Source organism: Halomonas sp. MCCC 1A11062 (assembly GCF_021404355.1).
In the GTDB taxonomy this organism is placed as follows: domain Bacteria; phylum Pseudomonadota; class Gammaproteobacteria; order Pseudomonadales; family Halomonadaceae; genus Halomonas; species Halomonas aerodenitrificans.
This window is the reverse complement of sequence record NZ_JABFTW010000014.1, coordinates 90,214-112,551: the sequence shown is the minus strand read 5'-3', so window position 1 is coordinate 112,551 and position 22,338 is coordinate 90,214. Positions and strand designations below refer to the sequence as shown.

Sequence of the window (22,338 nt, the reverse complement as noted above, 5' to 3'; positions counted from 1 at the left end):
CGAAATGGCACTTACCAAAGAAGACATCATCAACGCCGTCGCCGACATGTCCGTGATGGAAGTCGTCGAGCTGATCGAAGCGATGGAAGAGAAGTTCGGCGTCTCTGCCGCTGCCGCCGTCGTGGCCGGTCCGGCTGCTGGTGGTGAAGCCGCTGCCGAAGAGCAGACCGAGTTCGACCTGGTACTGGCCAGCGCCGGCGACAAGAAGGTCAACGTGATCAAGGCTGTGCGCGAGATCACCGGTCTGGGCCTGAAGGAAGCCAAGGCTGCCGTCGACGGCGCCCCGGCTACCATCAAGGAAGCCATGCCCAAGGCAGAGGCCGATGAGGCCAAGAAGAAGCTGGAAGAAGCCGGCGCCACCGTGGAACTCAAGTAACCCCTTGGTTTCCATGGCTTCACGCGCTGCGTAAGCTTCCACGGCTGGTGGCGGGCCCTCCCGCTGCCGGCCTTTTTCTGTTGCACTAGCGCCTTGCTGACGCAGCGTCGCTAGCAGAATCCCGACGGCGAGCTACCCCCTGTGGAGCTTGCCGTCAGCGCCTGACGGGGGCGGTCTCGTCGGGCGGCGCCGACCACGCATCGGTCACCCATGGTGAACAAGCTGGGGAATACAGATGGCTTACTCATACACTGAGAAAAAACGCATCCGCAAGGATTTCGGCAAACTGCCCCAAGTGATGGATGTGCCCTACCTGCTGGCGATCCAGCTTGATTCCTACTACGACTTCCTCCAGCAGGACCGCGCCCCCGATGAGCGCCTCGAGACCGGACTGCATGCGGCGTTCAAGTCCGTGTTCCCGATCGAGAGCTTCTCCGGCAACGCGGCGCTCGAGTACGTCAGCTATCGCTTCGGTACCCCGGCCTTCGACGTCAAGGAGTGCCAGCTGCGTGGCGTCACCTACTCCGCTCCCTTGCGGGTCAAGGTTCGCTTGATCATCTACGATCGCGACTCTTCCAACAAGGCCATCAAGGACATCAAGGAGCAGGAAGTCTACATGGGGGAGATCCCCCTGATGACCGAGAACGGCACCTTCGTGGTCAACGGCACCGAGCGGGTCATCGTTTCCCAGCTGCATCGCTCGCCGGGCGTGTTCTTCGATCATGACAAGGGCAAGAGCCACTCCTCGGGCAAGCTGCTCTATTCCGCTCGCGTGATTCCTTATCGCGGCTCCTGGCTCGACTTCGAGTTCGATCCCAAGGACAACGTCTTCGTGCGTATCGACCGTCGCCGCAAGCTGCCGGCCACGGTGCTGCTGCGCGCGCTGGGCATGAGTGCCGAGGAGATCCTCGACGAGTTCTTCGACACCAGCGTCTTCCACATCGAGAAGAGCGGTTTCTCGGTGGAGCTGGTGCCGTCGCGCCTGCGTGGCGAAACCGCCACCTTCGACATCAAGGATGCCGATGGCAACCTGATCGTCGAGGAAGGTCGCCGTATCACCCAGAAGCATATCCGTCAGCTGGAGAAGGCCGGCCTCGAGCGCCTCGAAGTGCCGATGGATTACCTGTTCGGCAAGACCCTGGCCAAGGATCAGGTCGATGCCAATACCGGCGAGCTGATCTGCCCCTGCAACAGCGTGATCACCCCGGAACTGCTCGAGAAGCTGGGCCAGGCCGGCATCACCAAGCTCGAGACGCTGTACACCAACGATCTCGACTGCGGCCCGTTCGTCTCCGAGACCCTGCGTCTGGATACCACCAGCTCGCAGCTCGAGGCGCTGGTCGAGATCTACCGCATGATGCGCCCCGGCGAGCCGCCCACCAAGGAAGCCGCCGAGACGCTGTTCCACAACCTGTTCTTCACCGAAGACCGCTACGACCTTTCCGGTGTCGGTCGCATGAAGTTCAATCGTCGCCTGCGTCGTGATTCCGACGTCGGCTCCGGCGTGCTCGACAACCGTGACATCCTCGACGTGCTCAAGGAGCTGATCTACATCCGTAACGGCTTCGGCGAAGTCGACGATATCGATCACCTGGGCAACCGTCGTATCCGCTGCGTCGGCGAGATGGCCGAGAATCAGTTCCGCGTGGGCCTGGTGCGCGTCGAGCGTGCGGTCAAGGAACGTCTCTCCATGGCCGAGAGCGAAGGCCTGATGCCGCAGGACCTGATCAATGCCAAGCCGGTGGCGGCGGCGGTCAAGGAGTTCTTCGGTTCCAGCCAGCTCTCGCAGTTCATGGACCAGAACAACCCGCTCTCCGAGGTCACCCACAAGCGCCGCGTCTCCGCGCTTGGTCCGGGCGGTCTGACCCGCGAGCGGGCCGGCTTCGAGGTGCGCGACGTTCACGCCACCCACTATGGCCGTCTGTGTCCGATCGAGACCCCGGAAGGTCCGAACATCGGTCTGATCAACTCGCTGGCCACCTACAGCCACACCAACAGCTACGGCTTCCTCGAGACGCCGTACCGCAAGGTAGTGGACCGCCAGGTGACCGACGAGGTGGTGCACCTCTCGGCCATCGAGGAGGGCGACTTCATCATCGCCCAGGCTTCGGCCACCGTCGATGAGAGCGGCAAGCTGGTCGACGACCTGGTACAGGTGCGCCACAAGGGCGAGACCACCTTCATGCGCCCCGAGCAGGTCACCCTGATGGACGTGTCTCCGCGTCAGGTGGTCTCGGTGGCAGCGGCGCTGATCCCGTTCCTCGAGCACGACGATGCCAACCGCGCTCTGATGGGCTCGAACATGCAGCGTCAGGCGGTACCGACCCTGCGCGCCGAGAAGCCGCTGGTGGGTACCGGCATGGAGCGTTTCGTCGCCCGCGACTCCGGCGTATGTGCTGTGGCGCGTCGCGGCGGGGTCATCGACTCGGTCGACGCCAAGCGCATCGTGGTACGTATCAACGAGGACGAGATCATCGGCGGCGAAGCCGGCGTCGACATCTACAACCTTACCAAGTACGTGCGTTCCAACCAGAACACCTGCATGAACCAGCGCCCCATCGTGCGTCCCGGCGACGTGGTCGAGCGCGGCGACATCCTGGCCGACGGTCCCTCCGTCGACATGGGTGACCTGGCCCTGGGTCAGAACATGCGCATCGCCTTCATGCCTTGGAACGGCTACAACTTCGAGGACTCGATTCTGCTCTCGGAGCGCGTGGTGCAGGAGGATCGCTTCACCACCATCCACATCCAGGAGCTGACCTGCGTTTCCCGCGACACCAAGCTGGGGCCGGAGGAGATCACCTCGGATATCCCCAACGTGGGTGAGTCGGCACTCTCCAAGCTGGACGAGGCCGGCGTGGTCTACATCGGCGCCGAAGTCGGCCCGGGCGACATCCTGGTGGGCAAGGTCACGCCCAAGGGCGAGACCCAGCTGACCCCGGAAGAGAAGCTGCTGCGGGCGATCTTCGGTGAGAAGGCCTCCGACGTGAAGGATACTTCGCTGCGTGCCCCCACCGGCATGCGCGGTACCGTGATCGACGTGCAGGTGTTCACCCGCGACGGCGTGGAGAAGGACTCCCGGGCGCTGGCCATCGAGCAGATGCAGCTCGACGAGGTGCGCAAGGACCTGCAGGAGACCTACCGCATCGCCGAGGACGCCACCTTCGAGCGTCTCAAGCGCACGCTCTCCGGCCAGCCGGTCAACGGCGGACCCAAGCTGAAGAAAGGCGACGTGCTCTCCGACAGCTACCTCGACGAACTGCCGCGTCAGCAGTGGTTCAAGCTGCGCCTGCAGGACGAGTCGCTCAACGAGCTGCTGGCCCAGGCCGACGAGCAGTTGGAGAACCGTCGCAAGGAGATGGAGGAGCGCTTCGAGGACAAGAAGCGCAAGCTGACCCAGGGCGACGACCTGGCGCCGGGCGTACTCAAGATCGTCAAGGTCTACATGGCGGTCAAGCGTCGCATCCAGCCGGGTGACAAGATGGCCGGCCGTCACGGTAACAAGGGTGTCATCTCGGCAATCATGCCGGTAGAAGACATGCCCTTCGACGACAACGGCGTGCCGGTGGACATCGTCCTCAACCCGCTGGGCGTACCGTCGCGGATGAACGTCGGTCAGATCCTCGAGACCCACCTGGGCCTGGCGGCCCAGGGCCTCGGCGTCAAGATCGACGCTCTGCTGCGCGATGCACGCACCCAGCAGGTGAGCGAGATTCGCGAGTTCCTGGGCAAGGTGTACAACTCCACCGAAGGTACCCGGATCGAGGACATCGACTCGCTCTCCGACGACGAGGTGATCGCCCTGGCCAAGAACCTGCGCGGCGGCGTGCCGATGGCTTCGCCGGTGTTCGACGGCGCGGCGGAAGGCGAGATCAAGCACCTGCTGCGCCTGGCGGATCTGCCGGATTCCGGCCAGATGGCGCTGTACGACGGGCGTACCGGTGACGCCTTCGACCGCCCGGTGACGGTGGGCTATATGTACATGCTCAAGCTCAACCACCTGGTGGACGACAAGATGCACGCCCGTTCCACTGGCTCCTACTCGCTCGTCACCCAGCAACCGCTGGGCGGCAAGGCGCAGTTCGGCGGTCAGCGTTTCGGTGAGATGGAGGTGTGGGCGCTGGAAGCCTACGGCGCCGCCTATACCCTCCAGGAGATGCTCACGGTGAAGTCCGACGACGTGGAAGGTCGCACCAAGATGTACAAGAGCATCGTCGACGGCGACCACACCATGCATGCCGGCATGCCGGAATCCTTCAACGTACTGGTGAAGGAAATCCGTTCGCTGGGCATCGATATCGAGTTAGAGAGCTAGGAGCCGACTCCATGAAAGATTTGGTGAAAGTCCTCAAATCGCAATCACAGTCCGAAGAGTTCGACGCGATCAAGATCTCGCTCGCCTCGCCGGACATGATTCGCTCCTGGTCCTATGGCGAGGTCAAGAAGCCCGAGACCATCAACTACCGTACCTTCAAGCCGGAGCGGGACGGGCTGTTCTGCGCCAAGATCTTCGGTCCGGTGAAGGACTACGAGTGCCTGTGCGGCAAGTACAAGCGCATGAAGCACCGCGGCATCATCTGCGAGAAGTGCGGCGTCGAGGTGACCAAGGCAGCCGTGCGTCGCGAGCGCATGGGCCACATCGAGCTAGCCTCGCCGGTGGCGCACATCTGGTTCCTCAAGTCGCTGCCGTCGCGTATCGGCATGTTCCTCGACATGACTCTGCGCGATATCGAGCGGGTGCTCTATTTCGAGAGCTTCGTGGTCATCGATCCGGGCATGACCACTCTGGAGCGCGGCCAACTGCTCAACGACGAGCAGTACTTCGAGGCCCTCGAGGAGTTCGGTGACGACTTCGACGCCCGCATGGGCGCCGAGGCGATCCAGGCGCTGCTCAAGGACATCGACCTCTCCGAGGAGGTCGACCGTCTGCGCGAGGAGATCCCGCAGACCAACTCCGAGACCAAGATCAAGAAGCTCTCCAAGCGGCTCAAGCTGCTGGAGGCCTTCCTCAACTCCGGTAACGATCCGGCGTGGATGGTCATGGAAGTGCTGCCGGTGCTGCCGCCGGACCTGCGTCCGCTGGTGCCGCTGGACGGCGGTCGCTTCGCCACCTCCGACCTCAACGACCTGTACCGCCGGGTGATCAACCGCAACAACCGCTTGAAGCGGCTGCTCGATCTCAACGCGCCGGACATCATCGTGCGCAACGAGAAGCGCATGCTGCAGGAAGCGGTCGATGCGCTGCTCGACAACGGTCGTCGCGGCCGTGCCATCACCGGTTCCAACAAGCGTCCGCTGAAGTCCCTGGCCGACATGATCAAGGGCAAGCAGGGGCGTTTCCGTCAGAACCTGCTGGGCAAGCGCGTCGACTACTCCGGCCGTTCGGTGATCACCGTCGGCCCGACCCTGCGTCTGCACCAGTGCGGTCTGCCCAAGAAGATGGCGCTCGAGCTGTTCAAGCCGTTCATCTATTCCAAGCTGCAGGCCTTGGGCCACGCCTCCACCATCAAGGCGGCCAAGAAGATGGTCGAGCGCGAGCTGCCCGAGGTGTGGGACATCCTCGCCGACGTCATTCGCGAACACCCGGTGCTGCTCAACCGCGCCCCGACCCTGCACCGTCTCGGCATCCAGGCCTTCGAGCCGCTGCTGATCGAGGGCAAGGCGATCCAGCTGCACCCGCTGGTGTGTGCCGCCTACAACGCCGACTTCGACGGTGACCAGATGGCGGTTCACGTGCCGCTGACGCTGGAAGCCCAGCTCGAGGCGCGGGCGCTGATGATGGCCACCAACAACGTGCTGTCGCCGGCCAACGGTGACCCGATCATCGTGCCGTCCCAGGACGTGGTATTGGGTCTGTACTACATGACCCGCGAGAAGATCAACGCCAAGGGCGAGGGCATGGTGTTCTCCGACCTCAAGGAGGTGGAGCGTGCCTTCGGTACCCAGAGCGTGTCGCTGCATGCCCGGGTCAAGGTGCGTCTCACCGAGGTGATCATCGACGAGGAGAGCGGCGAGCGCAGCACCGCCCGCACCCTCTATGACACCACCGTGGGTCGTGCGCTGCTGTTCCGTATCCTGCCCGACGGCGTGCCGTTCGAGCTGGTCGATCAGCCGATGAAGAAGAAGGCAATCTCCAAGCTGCTCAACGAGGTGTATCGTCGTGCCGGCCTCAAGCCGACGGTGATCTTTGCCGACCAGTTGATGTACACCGGTTTCCGTATGGCGACCTGGTCCGGCGCTTCCATCGGCGTCAATGACTTCGTCATTCCCGACGCCAAGAGCGAGATCGTCGAAGCCGCCGAGGCCGAGGTCAAGGAGATCGAGGACCAGTTCTCCTCCGGTCTCGTCACCGCTGGCGAGAAGTACAACAAGGTCATCGATATCTGGTCCAAGGCCAACGACAAGGTGGCCAAGGCGATGATGGCGGGTATCTCCAAGGAGACCGTGATCGACCGCAACGGCAACGAGGTGGAGCAGGACTCGTTCAATAGCGTCTTCATCATGGCCGACTCCGGTGCCCGGGGTAGCGCGGCTCAGATCCGTCAGCTGGCAGGTATGCGTGGCCTGATGGCGAAGCCGGACGGCTCGATCATCGAGACACCCATCGTGGCCAACTTCCGCGAGGGTCTGAACGTACTGCAGTACTTCATCTCGACCCACGGCGCGCGTAAGGGTCTGGCGGATACCGCCCTCAAGACCGCCAACTCCGGTTACCTGACCCGTCGTCTGGTCGACGTGGCGCAGGACATGGTGATCACCGAGACCGATTGCGGCACCGAGCAGGGGCTGACCCTGCACCCGGTCATCGAAGGCGGCGACATCATCGTCTCCCTGGCCCAGCGCGTGCTGGGTCGCGTGGTGGCCCAGGACGTCATCGACCCCAGCACCGAAGAAGTGCTGATCGAGAAGGGCACCCTGCTCGACGAAGCCTGGTGCGAGCGTCTCGACACCATGGGCGTCGACGAGATCGTGGTGCGCAGCGCCATCACCTGCGAATCGACTCACGGGGTCTGCTCGTCGTGCTACGGCCGCGATCTGGCCCGCGGGCATCAGGTCAACATCGGCGAGGCCGTCGGCGTCATCGCCGCCCAGTCGATCGGTGAGCCGGGTACCCAGCTGACCATGCGTACCTTCCACATCGGCGGTGCGGCATCGCGTGCCTCTGCGGTGGACAGCGTTCAGGTCAAGCACGGCGGCAAGGTCCGTCTGCACAACATGAAGTTCGTCGAGCGCACCGACGGCAAGCTGGTGGTGGTGTCCCGCTCCAGCGCCCTGGCGGTGGCCGACGAGCACGGCCGCGAGCGCGAGTACTACAAGCTGCCTTACGGCGCCGAGCTGTCGATCAAGGACGGCGACGCGGTGGATGCCGGCCAGATGGTCGCCAAGTGGGATCCGCACACCCACCCGATCATTGCCGAAGTCGAAGGTAAAGTGCAGTACGTCGACATGGTCGAGGGTGTCACCATCCACCGCAGCGTGGACGAGATGACCGGCCTGTCGTCCATCGAGGTGATCGAGTCGGCGGCGCGCCCGCAGGCCGGTCGCGACAGCCGCCCGATGATCCTGCTCACCGACGAGAGCGGTGAGCCCATCAGCGTGACGGGCTCGAACACCCCGGTGCAATACTTGCTGCCCGGCAAGGCCATCGTCTCGGTCGACCATGGTGCCAAGATCGGTATCGGTGAAATCGTTGCGCGTATTCCGGTGGAAGCGTCCGGCAACAAGGACATCACCGGTGGTCTGCCCCGCGTGGCCGACCTGTTCGAAGCGCGCAAGCCGAAGGAACCGGCCATCCTCGCCGAAGTCAGCGGTACGATCAGCTTCGGCAAGGAGACCAAGGGCAAGCGTCGTCTGACCATCACACCGGACGACGGTGGCGATCCGTTCGAGATGCTGATCCCGAAATGGCGCCAGATCGCGGTCTTCGAAGGCGAGACCGTGGAGAAGGGCGAGGTGATCTCCGATGGCCCGAGCAACCCCCACGACATCCTGCGCCTGCTAGGTGTGGCGGAGCTGGCCAAGTACATCACCGCTGAGATCCAGGAGGTCTATCGCCTCCAGGGCGTGGGCATCAACGACAAGCACATCGAAGTGATCGTGCGTCAGATGCTGCGCAAGGTTGAGATCACCGACTCGGGCGACTCGGATTTCATCCCGGGCGACCAGGTCGAACTGGTCAAGGTGCTCGAGCAGAATGCGCTGCTGGAACATGCCGAGAAATTCCCGGCTCGCTACCAGCGTGTGCTGCTGGGTATCACCAAGGCCAGCCTGGCCACCGAATCGTTCATCTCCGCGGCCTCCTTCCAGGAGACCACGCGGGTGCTGACCGAGGCGGCGGTAACCGGCAAGCGCGACTACCTGCGCGGCCTCAAGGAGAACGTGGTGGTTGGTCGTCTGATCCCGGCAGGTACGGGGCTGGCCCACCATCAGGAGCGTCGCCGCAAGCGGGAAGATACCGAGCGTCTGCTCCACCCGTCGGCTTTCGACGTCGAGCAGGAGCTGGGCGCCCAGCTCACCGCTCTCGACTCGGACGACGACGAGCTGTAAGCGAGGTGGGCGTCAGGTGCCGGGAAGCTCCCCGTCGCTTGACGCCTGACCCCGTTAGACCTTAGAATGCGCAGCCTTTAACAGTGGGGTGGGTGCGCCCGCGTCCGCTGAAAGGCAAGGCAACCATTGGAGTCAGCTACACAACATGGCAACGATCAACCAGCTCGTGCGCAAGCCGCGCAAGCGCCCCGCCGCCAAGAGCGACGTGCCGGCGCTGCAGGCCTGTCCGCAGAAGCGCGGTGTCTGCACCCGCGTCTATACCACTACCCCGAAGAAGCCGAACTCGGCCCTGCGTAAGGTCTGCCGTGTGCGCCTGACCAACGGGTTCGAGGTTTCGTCCTACATCGGCGGTGAAGGTCACAACCTTCAGGAACACTCTGTCGTGCTGATCCGCGGCGGCCGTGTCAAGGACTTGCCGGGTGTGCGTTACCACACCGTGCGCGGCGCCCTCGACACCTCCGGCGTGCAGAACCGTAAGCAGGGCCGTTCCAAGTACGGCACCAAGCGTCCGAAGTCCTGATCGACCTCGAGGCGTTACCAGAATCAATTTCGGTCTGATAAGAGTAAGGTCGGGCGTCGCGGGTTCGAGCTGAGCGTGCGGGAGTTCCGGGTTTGCCTGAAAGACCCTTCGATAGAGGGCTTGTCATGCCTAGAAGAAGAGTTGTTGCCAAGCGCGAGATCCTGCCGGATCCCAAGTTCGGAAGCGAGCGCCTGGCCAAGTTCATGAACCACCTGATGGTTAGCGGCAAGAAGTCCACAGCTGAGCGTATCGTCTACGGTGCGCTGGACACGGTTGCCGAGCGTAGTAAGGAAGAGCCGCTGGAGATCTTCGATCGCGCGCTGGAAGCCATTCAGCCGATGGTCGAGGTCAAGTCCCGCCGCGTTGGCGGTGCGACCTATCAGGTGCCCGTGGAAGTTCGTCCCTCGCGTCGCCAGGCGCTGGCCATGCGCTGGTTGGTGGATGCGGCGCGCAAGCGCGGTGAAAAGACCATGGTGCAGCGCCTTGCCGGCGAAATGCTCGATGCCGCCGAAGGCAAGGGCTCCGCGGTCAAGAAGCGTGAAGACGTGCATCGCATGGCCGAGGCCAACAAGGCGTTCTCGCACTACCGTTTCTAAGCGCAGCGCCTCTCAACGCATCGCCAATCAACGGGGAGTTTCACCGTGGCACGCAAGACACCTCTCAACCGCTATCGCAATATCGGGATCTGTGCCCACGTCGACGCGGGCAAGACCACCACTACCGAGCGTGTGCTTTTCTACACCGGTCTGTCTCACAAACTCGGTGAGGTGCACGATGGTGCGGCGACCACCGACTGGATGGAGCAGGAGCAGGAGCGCGGTATCACCATTACCTCCGCTGCTGTGACGACCTTCTGGAAGGGCATGAACCAGCAGTTCGACGAGCACCGCATCAACATCATCGACACCCCTGGGCACGTCGACTTCACCATTGAAGTCGAGCGCTCCCTGCGCGTGCTCGATGGCGCCGTCGTAGTGCTGTGCGGCAGCTCCGGCGTTCAGCCCCAGACCGAGACCGTCTGGCGCCAGGCCAACAAGTACGAAGTGCCGCGCATGGTGTTCGTCAACAAGATGGACCGTACCGGCGCCGACTTCTTCATGGTCGTGAAGCAGCTCAAGGAGCGCCTGAACGCCAACGCCGTGCCGATCCAGATCAACTGGGGCACCGAGGACGAGTTCAAGGGCGTCATCGATCTGATCGAGATGAAGGCGATCCTCTGGAACGAAGCCGACCAGGGCATGAGCTACGAGCTCGTCGACATTCCCGCCGAGCTCCAGGAGACGGCCGAGGAGTATCGCGAGCAGATGGTCGAAGCCGCTGCCGAAGCCTCCGAAGAGCTGATGGACAAGTACCTCGAAGAGGGCGAGCTCTCCACCGAGGAGATCAAGGCCGGCCTGCGTCGTCGTACCCTGGACAACGAGATCGTGCTGGTCACCTGCGGCTCTGCGTTCAAGAACAAGGGCGTGCAGGCGGTGCTCGACGCCGTGATCGAATACATGCCATCTCCGGCCGAGGTCAAGGCCATCGAAGGTGAGCTGGACGACAAGGACGGCACCGTCGCCACGCGTGAAGCGGACGATAGTGCTCCTTTTGCCGCCCTGGCATTCAAGATCGCCACCGATCCCTTCGTCGGTACCCTGACCTTCATTCGCGTCTACTCGGGCGTGCTGAAGTCGGGCGACAGCGTCTATAACTCGGTCAAGCAGAAGAAGGAGCGCGTTGGCCGTATCGTGCAGATGCATGCCAACTCCCGCGAAGAGATCAAGGAAATTCTGGCCGGCGACATCGCCGCCTGCATCGGCTTGAAGGACGTCACCACCGGTGACACCCTGTGCGACCTGGAGAACAAGATCATTCTCGAGCGCATGGAATTCCCGGAGCCGGTCATCTCGGTGGCCGTAGAGCCGAAGTCCAAGGCCGACCAGGAGAAGATGGGTGTGGCGCTGGGCAAACTGGCCCAGGAAGATCCGTCATTCCGCGTCAAGACCGACGAAGAGACCGGTCAGACCATCATCTCCGGCATGGGCGAGCTGCACCTCGACATCATCGTCGACCGCATGCGTCGCGAGTTCAAGGTCGAGGCCAACATCGGCAAGCCGCAGGTGGCTTACCGCGAAACCATTCGCGGCAAGGTCGAGCAGGAAGGCAAGTTCGTGCGTCAGTCCGGCGGTCGTGGCCAGTACGGTCATGTCTGGCTGCGCATCGAGCCGCTCACCGAGGCGGACAAGGGCGAAGACGAAGAGATGCACTTCAAGTTCGCTTCCGAGATCGTCGGCGGTGTGGTACCCAAGGAGTACGTGGGTGCCGTCGAGAAAGGGGCCTACGAGCAGCTGCAGAACGGTGTCATCGCGGGTTACCCGATGATCGACGTCAAGGTCACGCTGTACGATGGCTCCTACCATGACGTGGACTCGAACGAGAACGCGTTCAAGGTCGCCTCTTCCATGGCTGTCAAGGAAGGGGCCCGCAAGGCCAAGGCCGTGCTGCTGGAACCGGTGATGAAGGTCGAAGTCGTGACCCCCGAGGATTTCATGGGTGACGTCATGGGCGACCTGAACCGTCGCCGCGGTCTGGTGCAAGGCATGGATGACTCTTCCTCCGGCAAGATCATCCGCGCGATGGTGCCTCTGGGCGAGATGTTCGGTTATGCAACCGATCTGCGTTCTCAGACCCAGGGTCGTGCGAGCTACGTTATGGAGTTCGCGAAGTACGAAGAGGCGCCCTCCAGCATCGTTGAAGCCGTCATCAACCAGAAAGGCTAACCGCTAGCAAACGTTAAAGAGGTTATCGAAGTGGCTAAGGAAAAATTCGAACGTTCCAAACCGCACGTCAACGTCGGCACCATCGGTCACGTCGACCACGGCAAGACCACTCTGACTGCGGCCCTGACTCGCGTTTCTGCTGAGGTCTTCGGCGGTGAATGGCGTCAGTTCGACTCCATCGACAACGCTCCGGAAGAGCGTGAGCGTGGTATCACCATCGCCACCTCTCACGTCGAGTATCAGTCCGAGCAGCGTCACTATGCTCACGTCGACTGCCCGGGGCACGCCGACTACGTCAAGAACATGATCACCGGTGCCGCTCAGATGGACGGCGCTATCCTGGTCTGTTCCGCTGCTGACGGCCCCATGCCGCAGACTCGCGAGCACATCCTGCTGTCTCGCCAGGTTGGCGTTCCGTACATCGTCGTGTTCCTGAACAAGGCCGACATGGTCGACGACGAAGAGCTGCTCGAGCTGGTCGAGATGGAAGTTCGTGAGCTCCTGAACGAGTACGACTTCCCGGGCGACGACACGCCGATCATCACCGGTTCCGCGCTGATGGCGCTGAACGGTGAGGACGAGAACGGCATGGGCACCACCGCCGTTGCCAACCTGATCAAGGCCCTGGACGACTACATTCCGGAGCCGGAGCGTGCCATCGATCAGCCGTTCCTGATGCCGATCGAGGACGTGTTCTCCATCTCCGGTCGCGGCACCGTGGTTACCGGTCGTATCGAGCGCGGTATCGTCAAGGCTGGCGAAGAAGTCGAGATCGTCGGTATCAAGGACACCACCAAGACTACCGTTACCGGTGTCGAGATGTTCCGCAAGCTGCTCGACGAAGGTCGTGCCGGTGAGAACGTCGGCGCCCTGCTGCGCGGCACCAAGCGTGACGAAGTCGAGCGTGGTCAGGTGCTGGCCAAGCCGGGTTCCATCAACCCGCACACCGTCTTCGAAGCCGAAGTCTACGTGCTGTCCAAGGAAGAGGGCGGTCGTCACACCCCGTTCTTCAAGGGCTACCGTCCGCAGTTCTACTTCCGTACCACTGACGTGACCGGTACCTGTGAACTGCCGGAAGGCGTCGAGATGGTCATGCCGGGCGACAACGTCAAGATGGTTATCACCCTGATCGCTCCGATCGCCATGGACGAAGGTCTGCGTTTCGCCATCCGTGAAGGCGGTCGTACCGTCGGCGCCGGCGTCGTGGCCAAGATCGTTCAGTAAGCCCTGGGCTGCTGACTGATCGAAGGGGGCTCCGTGAGGAGCCCCCTTTCTGCGCACCTGATGCAGAGTGTTTGACTCTTGCATCCGGCGTGCATATAATGCGCATCCTTTGAATGCGTGGGTAGGCGGCTCGCGCCGTCGACATCCATTGGAGTTTAGGGCAAATGCAGAACCAGAAGATTCGCATTCGGTTGAAGGCATTCGACCATCGCCTGATCGACCAGTCCGCCGCGGAGATCGTTGATACCGCCAAGCGTACTGGTGCTCAGGTGCGCGGTCCGATCCCGCTGCCGACCAATCGTGAGCGCTACACTGTGCTGATCTCACCGCACGTCAACAAGGACGCGCGTGACCAGTACGAGATTCGCACTCACAAGCGCGTGCTCGATATCGTCGAGCCGACTGAAAAGACCGTCGATGCCCTGATGAAGCTCGACCTCGCCGCTGGCGTGGATGTGCAGATCAAGCTCGACTAACCACACTAGACACCCGCGGCCCAGCGCTCTTTCAAACGAGTGAGAGCAGCAGCCGCCACGCCGTGATGGCGTCATACAACGTGCTAGTGGAATGCTCTGGAAAGGGCAGCCATAGCGGGTGATAGCCCCGTACACTAAAGGAGACTGAGAATGACTATCGGTTTGCTCGGTAGAAAGGCCGGTATGACCCGTGTCTTTACCGAAGATGGCGCTTCCGTGCCCGTAACCGTTATCGAGGTTGAGCCGAATCGCGTCGCCAGCGTGCGGACCGTCGAGTCCGACGGTTATGCGGCGATTCAGGTCACAACCGGCTCCCGCAAGGCCAAGCATCTCACCAAGGCGCAGGCAGGTCAGTACGCCAAGGCAGGTATCGAGGCCGGTCGTTCGCTGATGGAGTTCCGCCTCAATGAAGGTGATGAGGCTCCGGAAGTGGGCGGCGAACTCACCGTATCCCTCTTCGAAGCTGGTCAGAAGGTCGACGTGACCGGCACCTCCAAGGGCAAGGGCTTCCAGGGCGCCGTCAAGCGCTGGAATTTCCGTACCCAGGATGCCACCCACGGTAACTCCCTGTCGCATCGTGCGCCGGGTTCCATCGGTATGTGTCAGACCCCGGGTCGTGTCTTCAAGGGCAAGAAGATGGCCGGTCAGATGGGCAACGTCCGCTGCACCGTCCAGAGCCTCGAAGTCGTGCGGGTCGATGCCGAGCGCAACCTGCTGCTGATCAAGGGTGCCGTGCCCGGTGCTACCGGTAGTGACGTCATCGTTCGCAGCGCCGTCAAAGCTGGCTGAAGGGGAGAGATCCGATGAATCTGAATCTTGCTGCAGGCGCGGGTACTGTCGAAGTCGCCGACGCCACCTTTGGCAAAGAATTCAACGAGGCGCTGGTTCACCAGGTCGTCACCGCCTATCTGGCCGGTGGTCGCCAGGGCACCCGTGCTCAGAAGACCCGTTCCGACGTGCGCGGCGGTGGCAAGAAGCCGTGGCGTCAGAAGGGCACCGGTCGCGCTCGCGCCGGTACCATCCGTTCGCCGCTGTGGCGCAGCGGTGGTGTGACCTTTGCGGCCCGTCCGCAGGACCACTCGCAGAAGGTCAACCGCAAGATGTATCGCGCCGCGATGCGTTCCATCCTGTCCGAGCTGGTGCGCCAGGAGCGTCTGATCGCCATCGACGAGTTCACCGTCGATGCGCCGAAGACCAAGCAGCTGGTGGCCAAGCTCAACGAGCTGGGTCTGGAGAAGGCGCTGATCGTCACCGAGGAAGTCGACGAGAAGCTCTATCTGGCCGCCCGCAACATCCCCAACGTGGATGTGGTGGACGTGGCTGCTGCCGATCCGGTGAGCCTGATCGCCTTCGACAAGGTGCTGGTCACCGTCTCTGCTCTGCGTAAATTCGAGGAGAAGCTGGCATGAACCAGGAGCGCGTATTCAAGGTTCTGCTTGGTCCGCACGTGACCGAGAAGGCCGCTTTCGCCGCCGAGCGCAACCAGTATGTGTTCAAGGTGGCCAGCGACGCGACCAAGCCCGAAATCAAGCAGGCCGTTCAGGTGCTGTTTGGCAAGAAGGTCGACCGCGTCCAGGTGCTGAACATGAAGGGCAAGACCAAGCGCAGCGCGCACGGTCTGGGCCGCCGTCAGGGTTACCGCAAGGCGTACGTGACCCTGGCAGCTGGTGAAACGCTCGAAGACTTCACTGGCGCCGAATAAGGGCAGGAGTACGGATCATGGCAATCGTCAAGACAAAACCCACATCCGCCGGTCGTCGCCACGTCGTCAAGGTCGTCAGCGAAGGCCTGCACAAGGGCAAGCCCTATGCGCCGCTGCTGGAAAAGCAGTCGCGCAGCGGTGGACGTAACAACAACGGTCGCATCACAACCCGCCACGTGGGCGGTGGTCACCGTCAGCATTACCGGATCGTCGACTTCAAGCGCACCAAGGATGGCATTCCTGCCATCGTCGAGCGCCTCGAGTACGATCCCAATCGTAGCGCGCACATCGCGCTGCTGAAGTACCTGGACGGCGAGCGTCGTTACATCATCGCGCCCAAGGGCGTGAGTGCTGGCGACAAGCTCGAGTCCGGCGTGAACGCGGCGATCAAGAAGGGCAACACCCTTCCGCTGCGTAACATCCCGCTGGGTTCCACCGTTCACTGCATCGAGCTCAAGCCCGGCAAGGGCGCCCAGATCGCTCGCAGTGCCGGTACCAGCGCCCAGCTGGTCGCCCGTGAAGGCAGCTATGCCACCTTGCGTCTGCGCTCCGGCGAGATGCGCAAGGTGCTGGCCGACTGCCGTGCGACCCTGGGTGAAGTGAGCAACTCTGAGCACAGCCTGCGTCAACTTGGCAAGGCCGGTGCAAAGCGCTGGAGAGGCGTGCGTCCGACCGTTCGCGGTGTCGCGATGAACCCGGTAGATCACCCGCACGGTGGCGGTGAAGGCCGCACCAGCGGTGGTCGCCATCCGGTTACGCCGTGGGGTGTGCCCACCAAGGGCCACAAGACCCGCAAGAACAAGCGCACTGATGCGCTGATCGTTCGCCGCCGCAAGGCCAAGTAACAGACACTAAGAGGTAACGGCTGTGCCACGTTCACTGAAGAAAGGTCCTTTTATCGACCTTCATCTGCTGAAGAAGGTTGAGGCTGCAGTGGAGAAGAACGACCGCAAACCGATCAAGACCTGGTCGCGTCGTTCCATGATCCTGCCGAACATGGTTGGGCTCACCATTGCTGTCCATAACGGTCGCCAACACGTCCCGGTGCACGTCTCCGAGGAAATGGTTGGCCACAAGCTGGGCGAATTCGCTGCCACCCGCACCTATCGCGGTCATGCGGCGGACAAGAAAGCCAAACGGTAAGCCAGAGAGGATTGAGAGATGGAAGTCACAGCTAAGCTGCGTGGCGCTCGTTTATCCGCCCAGAAGGCCCGTTTGGTGGCTGACCAGGTGCGCGGTAAGCCTGTCGCCGAGGCGCTCGACCTGCTGACCTTCTCACCGAAGAAGGCTGCCAAGCTGGTCAAGAAAGTGCTGCAGTCCGCCATCGCGAATGCGGAAGAAAACAACGGCATGGATATCGACGAGCTGCGTGTCTCGACCATCTGCGTCGATGAGGGCATGACGCTCAAGCGCATCAAGCCGCGGGCCAAGGGTCGCGCGGATCGCATCCTGAAGCGCACGTGCCACATCACCGTCAAGGTAGCCGAGAAGTAGGAGTCGACCAGATGGGTCAGAAAGTCAATCCGACAGGTATTCGGCTGGGTATCGTCAAGGATCACACCTCGGTGTGGTATGCCGAGCGCGGTGCTTATGCCGACAAGCTGAACAACGACCTCGAAGTGCGTCGCTTCCTCGAGGAGCGTCTGAAGAACGCTTCCGTGAGCAAGATCACTATCGAGCGTCCGGCCAACAACGCCCGTATCACCATTCACACTGCCCGTCCGGGCATCGTGATCGGCAAGAAGGGCGAGGACGTCGACAAGCTGCGTCGCGACGTCACCGCGATGATGGGCGTGCCCGTGCACGTCAACATCGAAGAGGTCCGCAAGCCGGAGCTGGACGCCAAGCTCGTCGCGCAGAACATCGCCGGCCAGCTCGAGCGTCGCGTCATGTTCCGTCGTGCCATGAAGCGTTCCGTGCAGAACGCCATGCGCCTCGGTGCGGGTGGTATCAAGGTGATGCTGTCTGGTCGCCTGGGTGGCGCCGAAATCGCGCGTACCGAGTGGTACCGTGAAGGTCGCGTGCCGCTTCACACCCTGCGTGCGGACATCGATTACGCCACCTTTGAGGCAAAAACCACCTACGGCATCATCGGTGTCAAGGTTTGGGTCTTCAAGGGTGAAATCCTCGGGGGCATCGAAGAGGTCCGCGCCAAGGCCAAGCAACAGCCGCAGGCCGCGCCCTCCAAGAAGAAAGGTTCCAGGTAAGGGGAGAGCGAATCGATGTTACAGCCCAAGCGCATGAAATTCCGCAAGATGATGAAAGGCCGCAACCGTGGCCTGGCGCATCGCGGAAGCAAGATCAGCTTCGGGGAATACGGCCTCAAGGCAACCGGTCGCGGCCGCATCACGGCGCGCCAGATCGAAGCCGGCCGTCGTGCGATCACCCGTCACGTCAAGCGTGGCGGTAAGATCTGGATCCGCGTCTTCCCTGACAAGCCGATTTCCAAGAAGCCACTCGAAGTCCGTATGGGTAAGGGTAAGGGCTCCGTCGAGTACTGGGTCGCACAGATCCAGCCGGGTCGGGTCCTGTATGAAATCGAAGGCGTGTCCGAGGAGCTGGCCCGCGAGGCCTTCACCCTGGCCGCTCAGAAGATGCCCGTGTCCACCACCTTTGTGAAACGGACGGTGATGTGATGAAAGCCCAGGAAATTCGTGAAAAGTCAGTCGAGCAGCTCCAGGAGCAGCTCTTCGAACTCCTCCGCGAGCAGTTCAACCTGCGCATGCAGAAGGCCACCGGCCAGCTCAGCCAGACTCATCTGCTCAAGCAGGTTCGTCGGGACATCGCCCGGGTGAAGACTGTGCTCAACGAGAAGGCAGGTGACTGAGATGGCCGAAGAAAAGAAAGCCCGTACGCTCACCGGCAAGGTGGTGAGCGACAAGATGGACAAGTCCATCGTCGTCATGATCGAGCGCCGCGAGCGTCATCCGATCTATGGCAAGTACGTCAAGCGCTCCACCAAGCTGCACGCCCATGACGAGGCGAACCAGGCCAAGGCCGGCGACACGGTTTCCATCCAGGAATGCCGTCCGCTGTCCAAGAAGAAGGCCTGGACGCTGGTCGAGGTGATCGAGCAGGCCAGGGGCTGAGCTCGGCGAGAGCAGTCAGATTAGGTTTGGAGAAAACCGATGATTCAGACTCAGACAATGCTGGATGTCGCCGACAACAGCGGAGCGCGCCGGGTGCAGTGCATCAAGGTGCTGGGCGGTTCGCACCGCCGCTACGCGCGGGTCGGTGACATCATCAAGGTCACGGTGAAGGAAGCCATTCCGCGTGGCAAGGTCAAGAAAGGCCAGGTCCTCAAGGCGGTGGTGGTTCGTACCCGCAGCGGCGTTCGTCGTTCCGACGGCTCGCTGATCCGCTTCGATGGAAATGCGGCAGTTCTGTTGAACAACACCAACGAACAGCCGATCGGCACCCGTATCTTCGGGCCGGTGACTCGTGAGCTTCGTACCGAGAAGTTCATGAAGATCATTTCCCTGGCGCCTGAAGTGCTGTAAGGAGCGAAGCGGACATGCAAAAGATCAAACGTGACGATGAAGTGATCGTCATCGCCGGCAAGGACAAGGGCAAGCGTGGCACGATCAAGCGCGTCCTCAAGGACGAACGCTTCGTCGTGTCCGGTGTGAACATGATCAAGCGTCACACCAAGCCCAACCCTATGGCGGGCAATCAGGGCGGTATCGTCGAGCGCGAGGCTCCGATTCACGCGTCCAACGTGGCGATCTTCAACTCGGAGACCGGTAAGGCGGATCGCGTCGGCTTCCAGGTTAAGGAAGACGGTACCAAGGTACGTATCTACAAGTCGACGCAGACGCAGATCGACGCCTAACGCGAGTCGGGTAGCAAAATGGCGAACTTGAAAGAACGTTATCAGAACGAGGTGGTGGCTCAGCTCAAAGAGCAGTTCAGCTACGCCAACGTGATGCAGGTGCCGCGGATCACCAAGGTGACCCTCAACATGGGCATCGGTGACGCGACCAGCGACAAGAAGCTGATCGAGAATGCCATCGGCGACCTGGAGAAGCTCTCCGGTCAGAAGCCGCTGGTGACCAAGGCACGCAAGTCCATCGCGGGCTTCAAGGTGCGCGAAGGTTGGCCGATCGGCATCAAGGTGACCCTGCGCTCCGAGCGCATGTGGGAATTCCTCGATCGTCTGGTCAACATCGCGATCCCCCGCGTACGTGACTTCCGTGGTCTCAACCCGAAGTCCTTCGACGGTCGCGGCAACTACTCCATGGGTGTGCGTGAGCAGATCATCTTCCCGGAGATCGAATATGATAAGATCGACCGGATTCGTGGTCTGGATGTCACCATCACCACTACTGCCAACACCGACGAGGAAGGTCGTGCGCTGCTGAGCGCGCTGAACTTCCCGTTCAAGAAATAAGGGTGGGATCATGGCAAAGAAGAGCATGATTGAACGCGAGCTCAAGCGCACCAAGCTGGTCGAGAAGTATGCGGCCCGCCGTGCCGAGCTCAAGGCGATCATCCAGAGCGTGAATTCTTCCGACGAAGAGCGCTTCGAGGCGACGCTGAAACTGCAGCAGTTGCCGCGCGACTCCAGCCCGGTGCGTCAGCGTAACCGCTGCCGCATCACTGGTCGCCCGCACGGCTACTACAACAAGTTCGGCCTCGGCCGTAACAAGCTGCGTGAAGCCGCCATGCGTGGCGAGGTCCCTGGACTGAAGAAGTCCAGCTGGTAAGCCGCCACGGAAACATCAGGAGCGCAACGTAAATGAGCATGCAAGATACTCTGGCGGATATGTTCACCCGTATCCGCAATGCGCAGATGGCCACCAAGGAGACGGTTACCATGCCGTCCTCCAAGCTCAAGGTCGAGGTGGCCCGCGTATTGAAGGAAGAGGGTTACATCAACGACTTCGCGGTCGCTGAAGGTACCAAGCCCGAGCTGACCGTGACCCTCAAGTACTTCGAGGGCAAGCCGGTCATCGAGCACCTGCAGCGGGTGTCCAAGCCGTCCCTGCGCCAGTACAAGGGCAAGAGTGAACTGCCCAAGGTGGCGGATGGCATGGGTGTGGCGATCGTCACCACCTCCAAGGGCGTGATGACCGACCGTGCCGCTCGTCAGGCGGGCGTCGGTGGCGAAGTCATCTGCACCGTATTCTAGGAGTCTGGAATGTCCCGCGTAGCCAAATATCCGGTTAAAGTGCCCGCCGGCGTCGACGTCAAACTCGACGGCGACCAGCTGACCGCCAAGGGCGGTCAGGGCACGCTGTCGCTGACCGTTCACCCGGACGTGGTCATCGCTCAGGAAGAGGGTCAGCTGACCTTCAAGCCGAGCGAGAGCGCCAAGTCCTGGGCCATGGTCGGTACCACACGAGCTCTGGTCCAGAACCTGGTCACCGGCGTCTCTGAGGGCTTTACCAAGACCCTCGAAATCGTTGGCGTCGGCTATCGTGCCCAGGCAAGTGGCCAGACGCTGAATCTGTCACTGGGCTTCTCTCACCCGGTCGAGTACTCCCTGCCCAAGGGTGTTACGGCGGAAACGCCGAAGAACACCGTCATCGTGCTGAAGAGCGCGGACAAGCAGATGCTCGGTCAGGTGGCTGCGGAGATCCGCGCCTTCCGTCCGCCCGAGCCCTACAAGGGCAAGGGTGTGCGCTACGCCGACGAGCAGGTGCGTCGCAAAGAAGCCAAGAAGAAGTAAGGCAGGGTTATGAACGCGAAGAAAGAATCTCGTCTCCGTCGTGCCCGCCGCGCTCGTGCCAAGATGCGCGAGCTGGGCGTGTTTCGCCTGTGCGTCAACCGTACCCCGCGTCACATCTATGCGCAGATCATCTCGCCGGATGGTGGCAAGGTGCTGGCCAGCGCTTCCACGCTGGACAAGGACCTGCGTGCGGGTGCGACCGGTAACGCTGACGCCGCCGCCAAGGTGGGTGCGCTGATTGCCGAACGTGCCAAGCAGGCTGGCATCACCCAGGTGGCCTTCGATCGTGCCGGTTACAAGTACCACGGCCGCGTCAAGGCCCTGGCCGACGCCGCACGTGAAGGCGGCCTGGAATTCTAAAGGGTTTTACGATGGCGAAGAACGAACAGAACACCGGCGACCTGCAGGAAAAGCTCGTGCAGGTCAACCGTGTCGCCAAGGTGGTCAAAGGTGGTCGTATTTTCGGCTTCACCGCGCTGACCGTCGTTGGCGACGGCAATGGTCGTGTCGGCTTCGGTCGTGGCAAGGCGCGTGAAGTGCCGGTCGCGATTCAGAAGGCCATGGACCAGGCGCGCCGCAACATGGTCAAGGTGAGCCTCAAGGGTCACACCCTGCAGTACCCGGTCAAGGCCCGTCACGGTGCCTCCAAGGTGTACATGCAGCCGGCCTCCGAAGGTACCGGGATCATCGCCGGCGGCGCCATGCGCTCCGTGCTCGAGCTGGCCGGCGTCCATGACGTCCTGGCCAAGTGCTACGGCTCCACCAATCCGGTCAACGTGGTGCGCGCGACCGTCAAGGGTCTCGCCTCCATGCAGTCGCCGGAAGACATCGCCGCCAAGCGCGGTCTGTCTGTCGAAGCGATCACGGGGTAACTACCATGGCAGCCACACTCAAGGTAACCCAGATCCGTAGCACCATCGGCACTCTGCCCAAGCACAAGGCTACTATGAAGGGCCTGGGCCTGCGCCGCATCGGTCATACGGTCGAGCTGGAAGACACCCCTGCCGTGCGCGGCATGATCCACAAGGTCAACTACCTTGTGCGGGTAGAGGGAGAGTAA

The 22,338-nt window shown here is 62.1% G+C and carries 27 protein-coding genes; all 27 read left to right on the top strand.

Annotated elements, in window-relative coordinates; all coding sequences use genetic code 11:
- The first annotated feature begins 4 nt into the window (after window positions 1-4).
- The 27 genes from rplL to rpmD all read left to right on the top strand — a co-directional run bounded on the left by rplL (window position 5) and on the right by rpmD (window position 22,338).
- A complete protein-coding gene (gene rplL, locus HOP58_RS15450) occupies window positions 5-376 on the top strand; it encodes a 50S ribosomal protein L7/L12 (RefSeq protein ID WP_010626459.1) in 372 nt (123 codons plus the stop codon).
- A 235-nt stretch (window positions 377-611) separates the two neighbouring features.
- On the top strand, window positions 612-4,691 hold the full coding sequence (gene rpoB, locus HOP58_RS15445; protein ID WP_010626460.1) for a DNA-directed RNA polymerase subunit beta: 4,080 nt from the start codon (window positions 612-614) through the stop codon (window positions 4,689-4,691).
- Window positions 4,692-4,702: 11 nt separating this feature from the next.
- A complete protein-coding gene (rpoC, locus tag HOP58_RS15440) occupies window positions 4,703-8,923 on the top strand; it encodes a DNA-directed RNA polymerase subunit beta' (protein WP_234260806.1) in 4,221 nt (1,406 codons plus the stop codon).
- Window positions 8,924-9,068: 145 nt separating this feature from the next.
- Window positions 9,069-9,443 carry a 30S ribosomal protein S12 gene (gene rpsL, locus HOP58_RS15435; RefSeq protein ID WP_010626462.1) on the top strand — a complete coding sequence of 125 codons (375 nt, stop codon included), beginning with the start codon at window positions 9,069-9,071 and terminating at the stop codon, window positions 9,441-9,443.
- Window positions 9,444-9,568: 125 nt separating this feature from the next.
- Complete coding sequence (gene rpsG, locus HOP58_RS15430) at window positions 9,569-10,039, top strand: 30S ribosomal protein S7 (protein ID WP_010626463.1); 471 nt, start codon at window positions 9,569-9,571, stop codon at window positions 10,037-10,039.
- A gap of 45 nt (window positions 10,040-10,084) precedes the next feature.
- A complete protein-coding gene (gene fusA / locus HOP58_RS15425; protein ID WP_010626464.1) occupies window positions 10,085-12,205 on the top strand; it encodes an elongation factor G in 2,121 nt (706 codons plus the stop codon).
- A gap of 30 nt (window positions 12,206-12,235) precedes the next feature.
- A complete protein-coding gene (tuf, locus tag HOP58_RS15420; RefSeq protein ID WP_010626465.1) occupies window positions 12,236-13,429 on the top strand; it encodes an elongation factor Tu in 1,194 nt (397 codons plus the stop codon).
- A gap of 164 nt (window positions 13,430-13,593) precedes the next feature.
- Window positions 13,594-13,905 carry a 30S ribosomal protein S10 gene (rpsJ, locus tag HOP58_RS15415; protein ID WP_010626466.1) on the top strand — a complete coding sequence of 104 codons (312 nt, stop codon included), beginning with the start codon at window positions 13,594-13,596 and terminating at the stop codon, window positions 13,903-13,905.
- A 150-nt stretch (window positions 13,906-14,055) separates the two neighbouring features.
- Window positions 14,056-14,694, top strand: a complete 639-nt coding sequence (gene rplC, locus HOP58_RS15410; RefSeq protein WP_010626467.1) for a 50S ribosomal protein L3 — start codon at window positions 14,056-14,058, stop codon at window positions 14,692-14,694.
- Window positions 14,695-14,708: 14 nt separating this feature from the next.
- The gene (gene rplD / locus HOP58_RS15405) at window positions 14,709-15,314 is read left to right on the top strand and encodes a 50S ribosomal protein L4 (RefSeq protein ID WP_086507993.1); all 606 of its coding nucleotides are present in this window, start codon (window positions 14,709-14,711) and stop codon (window positions 15,312-15,314) included.
- Entirely contained in the window at window positions 15,311-15,607 is a 297-nt protein-coding gene (gene rplW / locus HOP58_RS15400) for a 50S ribosomal protein L23 (RefSeq protein WP_010626469.1), read from the top strand. The genes rplD and rplW overlap by 4 nt, the downstream gene beginning before the upstream one ends.
- Before the next feature lie 17 nt (window positions 15,608-15,624).
- The gene (gene rplB, locus HOP58_RS15395) at window positions 15,625-16,452 is read left to right on the top strand and encodes a 50S ribosomal protein L2 (protein WP_010626470.1); all 828 of its coding nucleotides are present in this window, start codon (window positions 15,625-15,627) and stop codon (window positions 16,450-16,452) included.
- 22 nt (window positions 16,453-16,474) lie between these two features.
- A complete protein-coding gene (gene rpsS / locus HOP58_RS15390) occupies window positions 16,475-16,750 on the top strand; it encodes a 30S ribosomal protein S19 (RefSeq protein ID WP_009098993.1) in 276 nt (91 codons plus the stop codon).
- An 18-nt stretch (window positions 16,751-16,768) separates the two neighbouring features.
- Window positions 16,769-17,101 (top strand): 50S ribosomal protein L22, encoded by a 333-nt coding sequence (rplV, locus tag HOP58_RS15385; protein ID WP_010626471.1) that lies wholly within the window; start codon window positions 16,769-16,771, stop codon window positions 17,099-17,101.
- Between the two features lie 11 nt (window positions 17,102-17,112).
- Window positions 17,113-17,814, top strand: a complete 702-nt coding sequence (gene rpsC, locus HOP58_RS15380; protein ID WP_010626472.1) for a 30S ribosomal protein S3 — start codon at window positions 17,113-17,115, stop codon at window positions 17,812-17,814.
- 15 nt (window positions 17,815-17,829) lie between these two features.
- The gene (gene rplP, locus HOP58_RS15375) at window positions 17,830-18,243 is read left to right on the top strand and encodes a 50S ribosomal protein L16 (RefSeq protein ID WP_010626473.1); all 414 of its coding nucleotides are present in this window, start codon (window positions 17,830-17,832) and stop codon (window positions 18,241-18,243) included.
- Window positions 18,243-18,434, top strand: a complete 192-nt coding sequence (gene rpmC, locus HOP58_RS15370; protein WP_010626474.1) for a 50S ribosomal protein L29 — start codon at window positions 18,243-18,245, stop codon at window positions 18,432-18,434. Before rplP ends, rpmC begins: the two co-directional genes overlap by 1 nt.
- A gap of 1 nt (window position 18,435) precedes the next feature.
- The gene (rpsQ, locus tag HOP58_RS15365) at window positions 18,436-18,696 is read left to right on the top strand and encodes a 30S ribosomal protein S17 (protein WP_010626475.1); all 261 of its coding nucleotides are present in this window, start codon (window positions 18,436-18,438) and stop codon (window positions 18,694-18,696) included.
- A 39-nt stretch (window positions 18,697-18,735) separates the two neighbouring features.
- Window positions 18,736-19,107: a 50S ribosomal protein L14 gene (gene rplN / locus HOP58_RS15360; protein WP_010626476.1), complete on the top strand. Its 372-nt coding sequence runs from the start codon at window positions 18,736-18,738 to the stop codon at window positions 19,105-19,107.
- Window positions 19,108-19,121: 14 nt separating this feature from the next.
- On the top strand, window positions 19,122-19,439 hold the full coding sequence (gene rplX, locus HOP58_RS15355; protein ID WP_010626477.1) for a 50S ribosomal protein L24: 318 nt from the start codon (window positions 19,122-19,124) through the stop codon (window positions 19,437-19,439).
- 18 nt (window positions 19,440-19,457) lie between these two features.
- A complete protein-coding gene (rplE, locus tag HOP58_RS15350) occupies window positions 19,458-19,997 on the top strand; it encodes a 50S ribosomal protein L5 (protein WP_010626478.1) in 540 nt (179 codons plus the stop codon).
- Window positions 19,998-20,007: 10 nt separating this feature from the next.
- Window positions 20,008-20,313, top strand: a complete 306-nt coding sequence (rpsN, locus tag HOP58_RS15345) for a 30S ribosomal protein S14 (RefSeq protein ID WP_010626479.1) — start codon at window positions 20,008-20,010, stop codon at window positions 20,311-20,313.
- A gap of 32 nt (window positions 20,314-20,345) precedes the next feature.
- On the top strand, window positions 20,346-20,738 hold the full coding sequence (gene rpsH, locus HOP58_RS15340) for a 30S ribosomal protein S8 (protein ID WP_010626480.1): 393 nt from the start codon (window positions 20,346-20,348) through the stop codon (window positions 20,736-20,738).
- Between the two features lie 9 nt (window positions 20,739-20,747).
- Entirely contained in the window at window positions 20,748-21,278 is a 531-nt protein-coding gene (gene rplF / locus HOP58_RS15335; protein WP_010626481.1) for a 50S ribosomal protein L6, read from the top strand.
- A 9-nt stretch (window positions 21,279-21,287) separates the two neighbouring features.
- On the top strand, window positions 21,288-21,638 hold the full coding sequence (rplR, locus tag HOP58_RS15330) for a 50S ribosomal protein L18 (protein ID WP_010626482.1): 351 nt from the start codon (window positions 21,288-21,290) through the stop codon (window positions 21,636-21,638).
- Between the two features lie 11 nt (window positions 21,639-21,649).
- Entirely contained in the window at window positions 21,650-22,150 is a 501-nt protein-coding gene (gene rpsE, locus HOP58_RS15325) for a 30S ribosomal protein S5 (RefSeq protein WP_010626483.1), read from the top strand.
- Between the two features lie 5 nt (window positions 22,151-22,155).
- Window positions 22,156-22,338 (top strand): 50S ribosomal protein L30, encoded by a 183-nt coding sequence (gene rpmD / locus HOP58_RS15320; protein WP_010626484.1) that lies wholly within the window; start codon window positions 22,156-22,158, stop codon window positions 22,336-22,338.

Excerpts from the sequence above, each read along its gene's own strand:
- rplL (WP_010626459.1), top strand. The coding sequence starts at position 5 with ATGGCACTTACCAAAGAAGACATCATCAACGCCGTCGCCGACATGTCC.
- rpoB (WP_010626460.1), top strand. The coding sequence starts at position 612 with ATGGCTTACTCATACACTGAGAAAAAACGCATCCGCAAGGATTTCGGC.
- rpoC (WP_234260806.1), top strand. The coding sequence starts at position 4,703 with ATGAAAGATTTGGTGAAAGTCCTCAAATCGCAATCACAGTCCGAAGAG.
- rpsL (WP_010626462.1), top strand. The coding sequence starts at position 9,069 with ATGGCAACGATCAACCAGCTCGTGCGCAAGCCGCGCAAGCGCCCCGCC.
- rpsG (WP_010626463.1), top strand. The coding sequence starts at position 9,569 with ATGCCTAGAAGAAGAGTTGTTGCCAAGCGCGAGATCCTGCCGGATCCC.
- rpsJ (WP_010626466.1), top strand. The coding sequence starts at position 13,594 with ATGCAGAACCAGAAGATTCGCATTCGGTTGAAGGCATTCGACCATCGC.
- rplC (WP_010626467.1), top strand. The coding sequence starts at position 14,056 with ATGACTATCGGTTTGCTCGGTAGAAAGGCCGGTATGACCCGTGTCTTT.
- rplD (WP_086507993.1), top strand. The coding sequence starts at position 14,709 with ATGAATCTGAATCTTGCTGCAGGCGCGGGTACTGTCGAAGTCGCCGAC.
- rplW (WP_010626469.1), top strand. The coding sequence starts at position 15,311 with ATGAACCAGGAGCGCGTATTCAAGGTTCTGCTTGGTCCGCACGTGACC.
- rplB (WP_010626470.1), top strand. The coding sequence starts at position 15,625 with ATGGCAATCGTCAAGACAAAACCCACATCCGCCGGTCGTCGCCACGTC.
- rplV (WP_010626471.1), top strand. The coding sequence starts at position 16,769 with ATGGAAGTCACAGCTAAGCTGCGTGGCGCTCGTTTATCCGCCCAGAAG.
- rpsC (WP_010626472.1), top strand. The coding sequence starts at position 17,113 with ATGGGTCAGAAAGTCAATCCGACAGGTATTCGGCTGGGTATCGTCAAG.
- rplP (WP_010626473.1), top strand. The coding sequence starts at position 17,830 with ATGTTACAGCCCAAGCGCATGAAATTCCGCAAGATGATGAAAGGCCGC.
- rpmC (WP_010626474.1), top strand. The coding sequence starts at position 18,243 with ATGAAAGCCCAGGAAATTCGTGAAAAGTCAGTCGAGCAGCTCCAGGAG.
- rpsQ (WP_010626475.1), top strand. The coding sequence starts at position 18,436 with ATGGCCGAAGAAAAGAAAGCCCGTACGCTCACCGGCAAGGTGGTGAGC.
- rplN (WP_010626476.1), top strand. The coding sequence starts at position 18,736 with ATGATTCAGACTCAGACAATGCTGGATGTCGCCGACAACAGCGGAGCG.
- rplX (WP_010626477.1), top strand. The coding sequence starts at position 19,122 with ATGCAAAAGATCAAACGTGACGATGAAGTGATCGTCATCGCCGGCAAG.
- rplE (WP_010626478.1), top strand. The coding sequence starts at position 19,458 with ATGGCGAACTTGAAAGAACGTTATCAGAACGAGGTGGTGGCTCAGCTC.
- rpsN (WP_010626479.1), top strand. The coding sequence starts at position 20,008 with ATGGCAAAGAAGAGCATGATTGAACGCGAGCTCAAGCGCACCAAGCTG.
- rpsH (WP_010626480.1), top strand. The coding sequence starts at position 20,346 with ATGAGCATGCAAGATACTCTGGCGGATATGTTCACCCGTATCCGCAAT.
- rplF (WP_010626481.1), top strand. The coding sequence starts at position 20,748 with ATGTCCCGCGTAGCCAAATATCCGGTTAAAGTGCCCGCCGGCGTCGAC.
- rplR (WP_010626482.1), top strand. The coding sequence starts at position 21,288 with ATGAACGCGAAGAAAGAATCTCGTCTCCGTCGTGCCCGCCGCGCTCGT.
- rpsE (WP_010626483.1), top strand. The coding sequence starts at position 21,650 with ATGGCGAAGAACGAACAGAACACCGGCGACCTGCAGGAAAAGCTCGTG.
- rpmD (WP_010626484.1), top strand. The coding sequence starts at position 22,156 with ATGGCAGCCACACTCAAGGTAACCCAGATCCGTAGCACCATCGGCACT.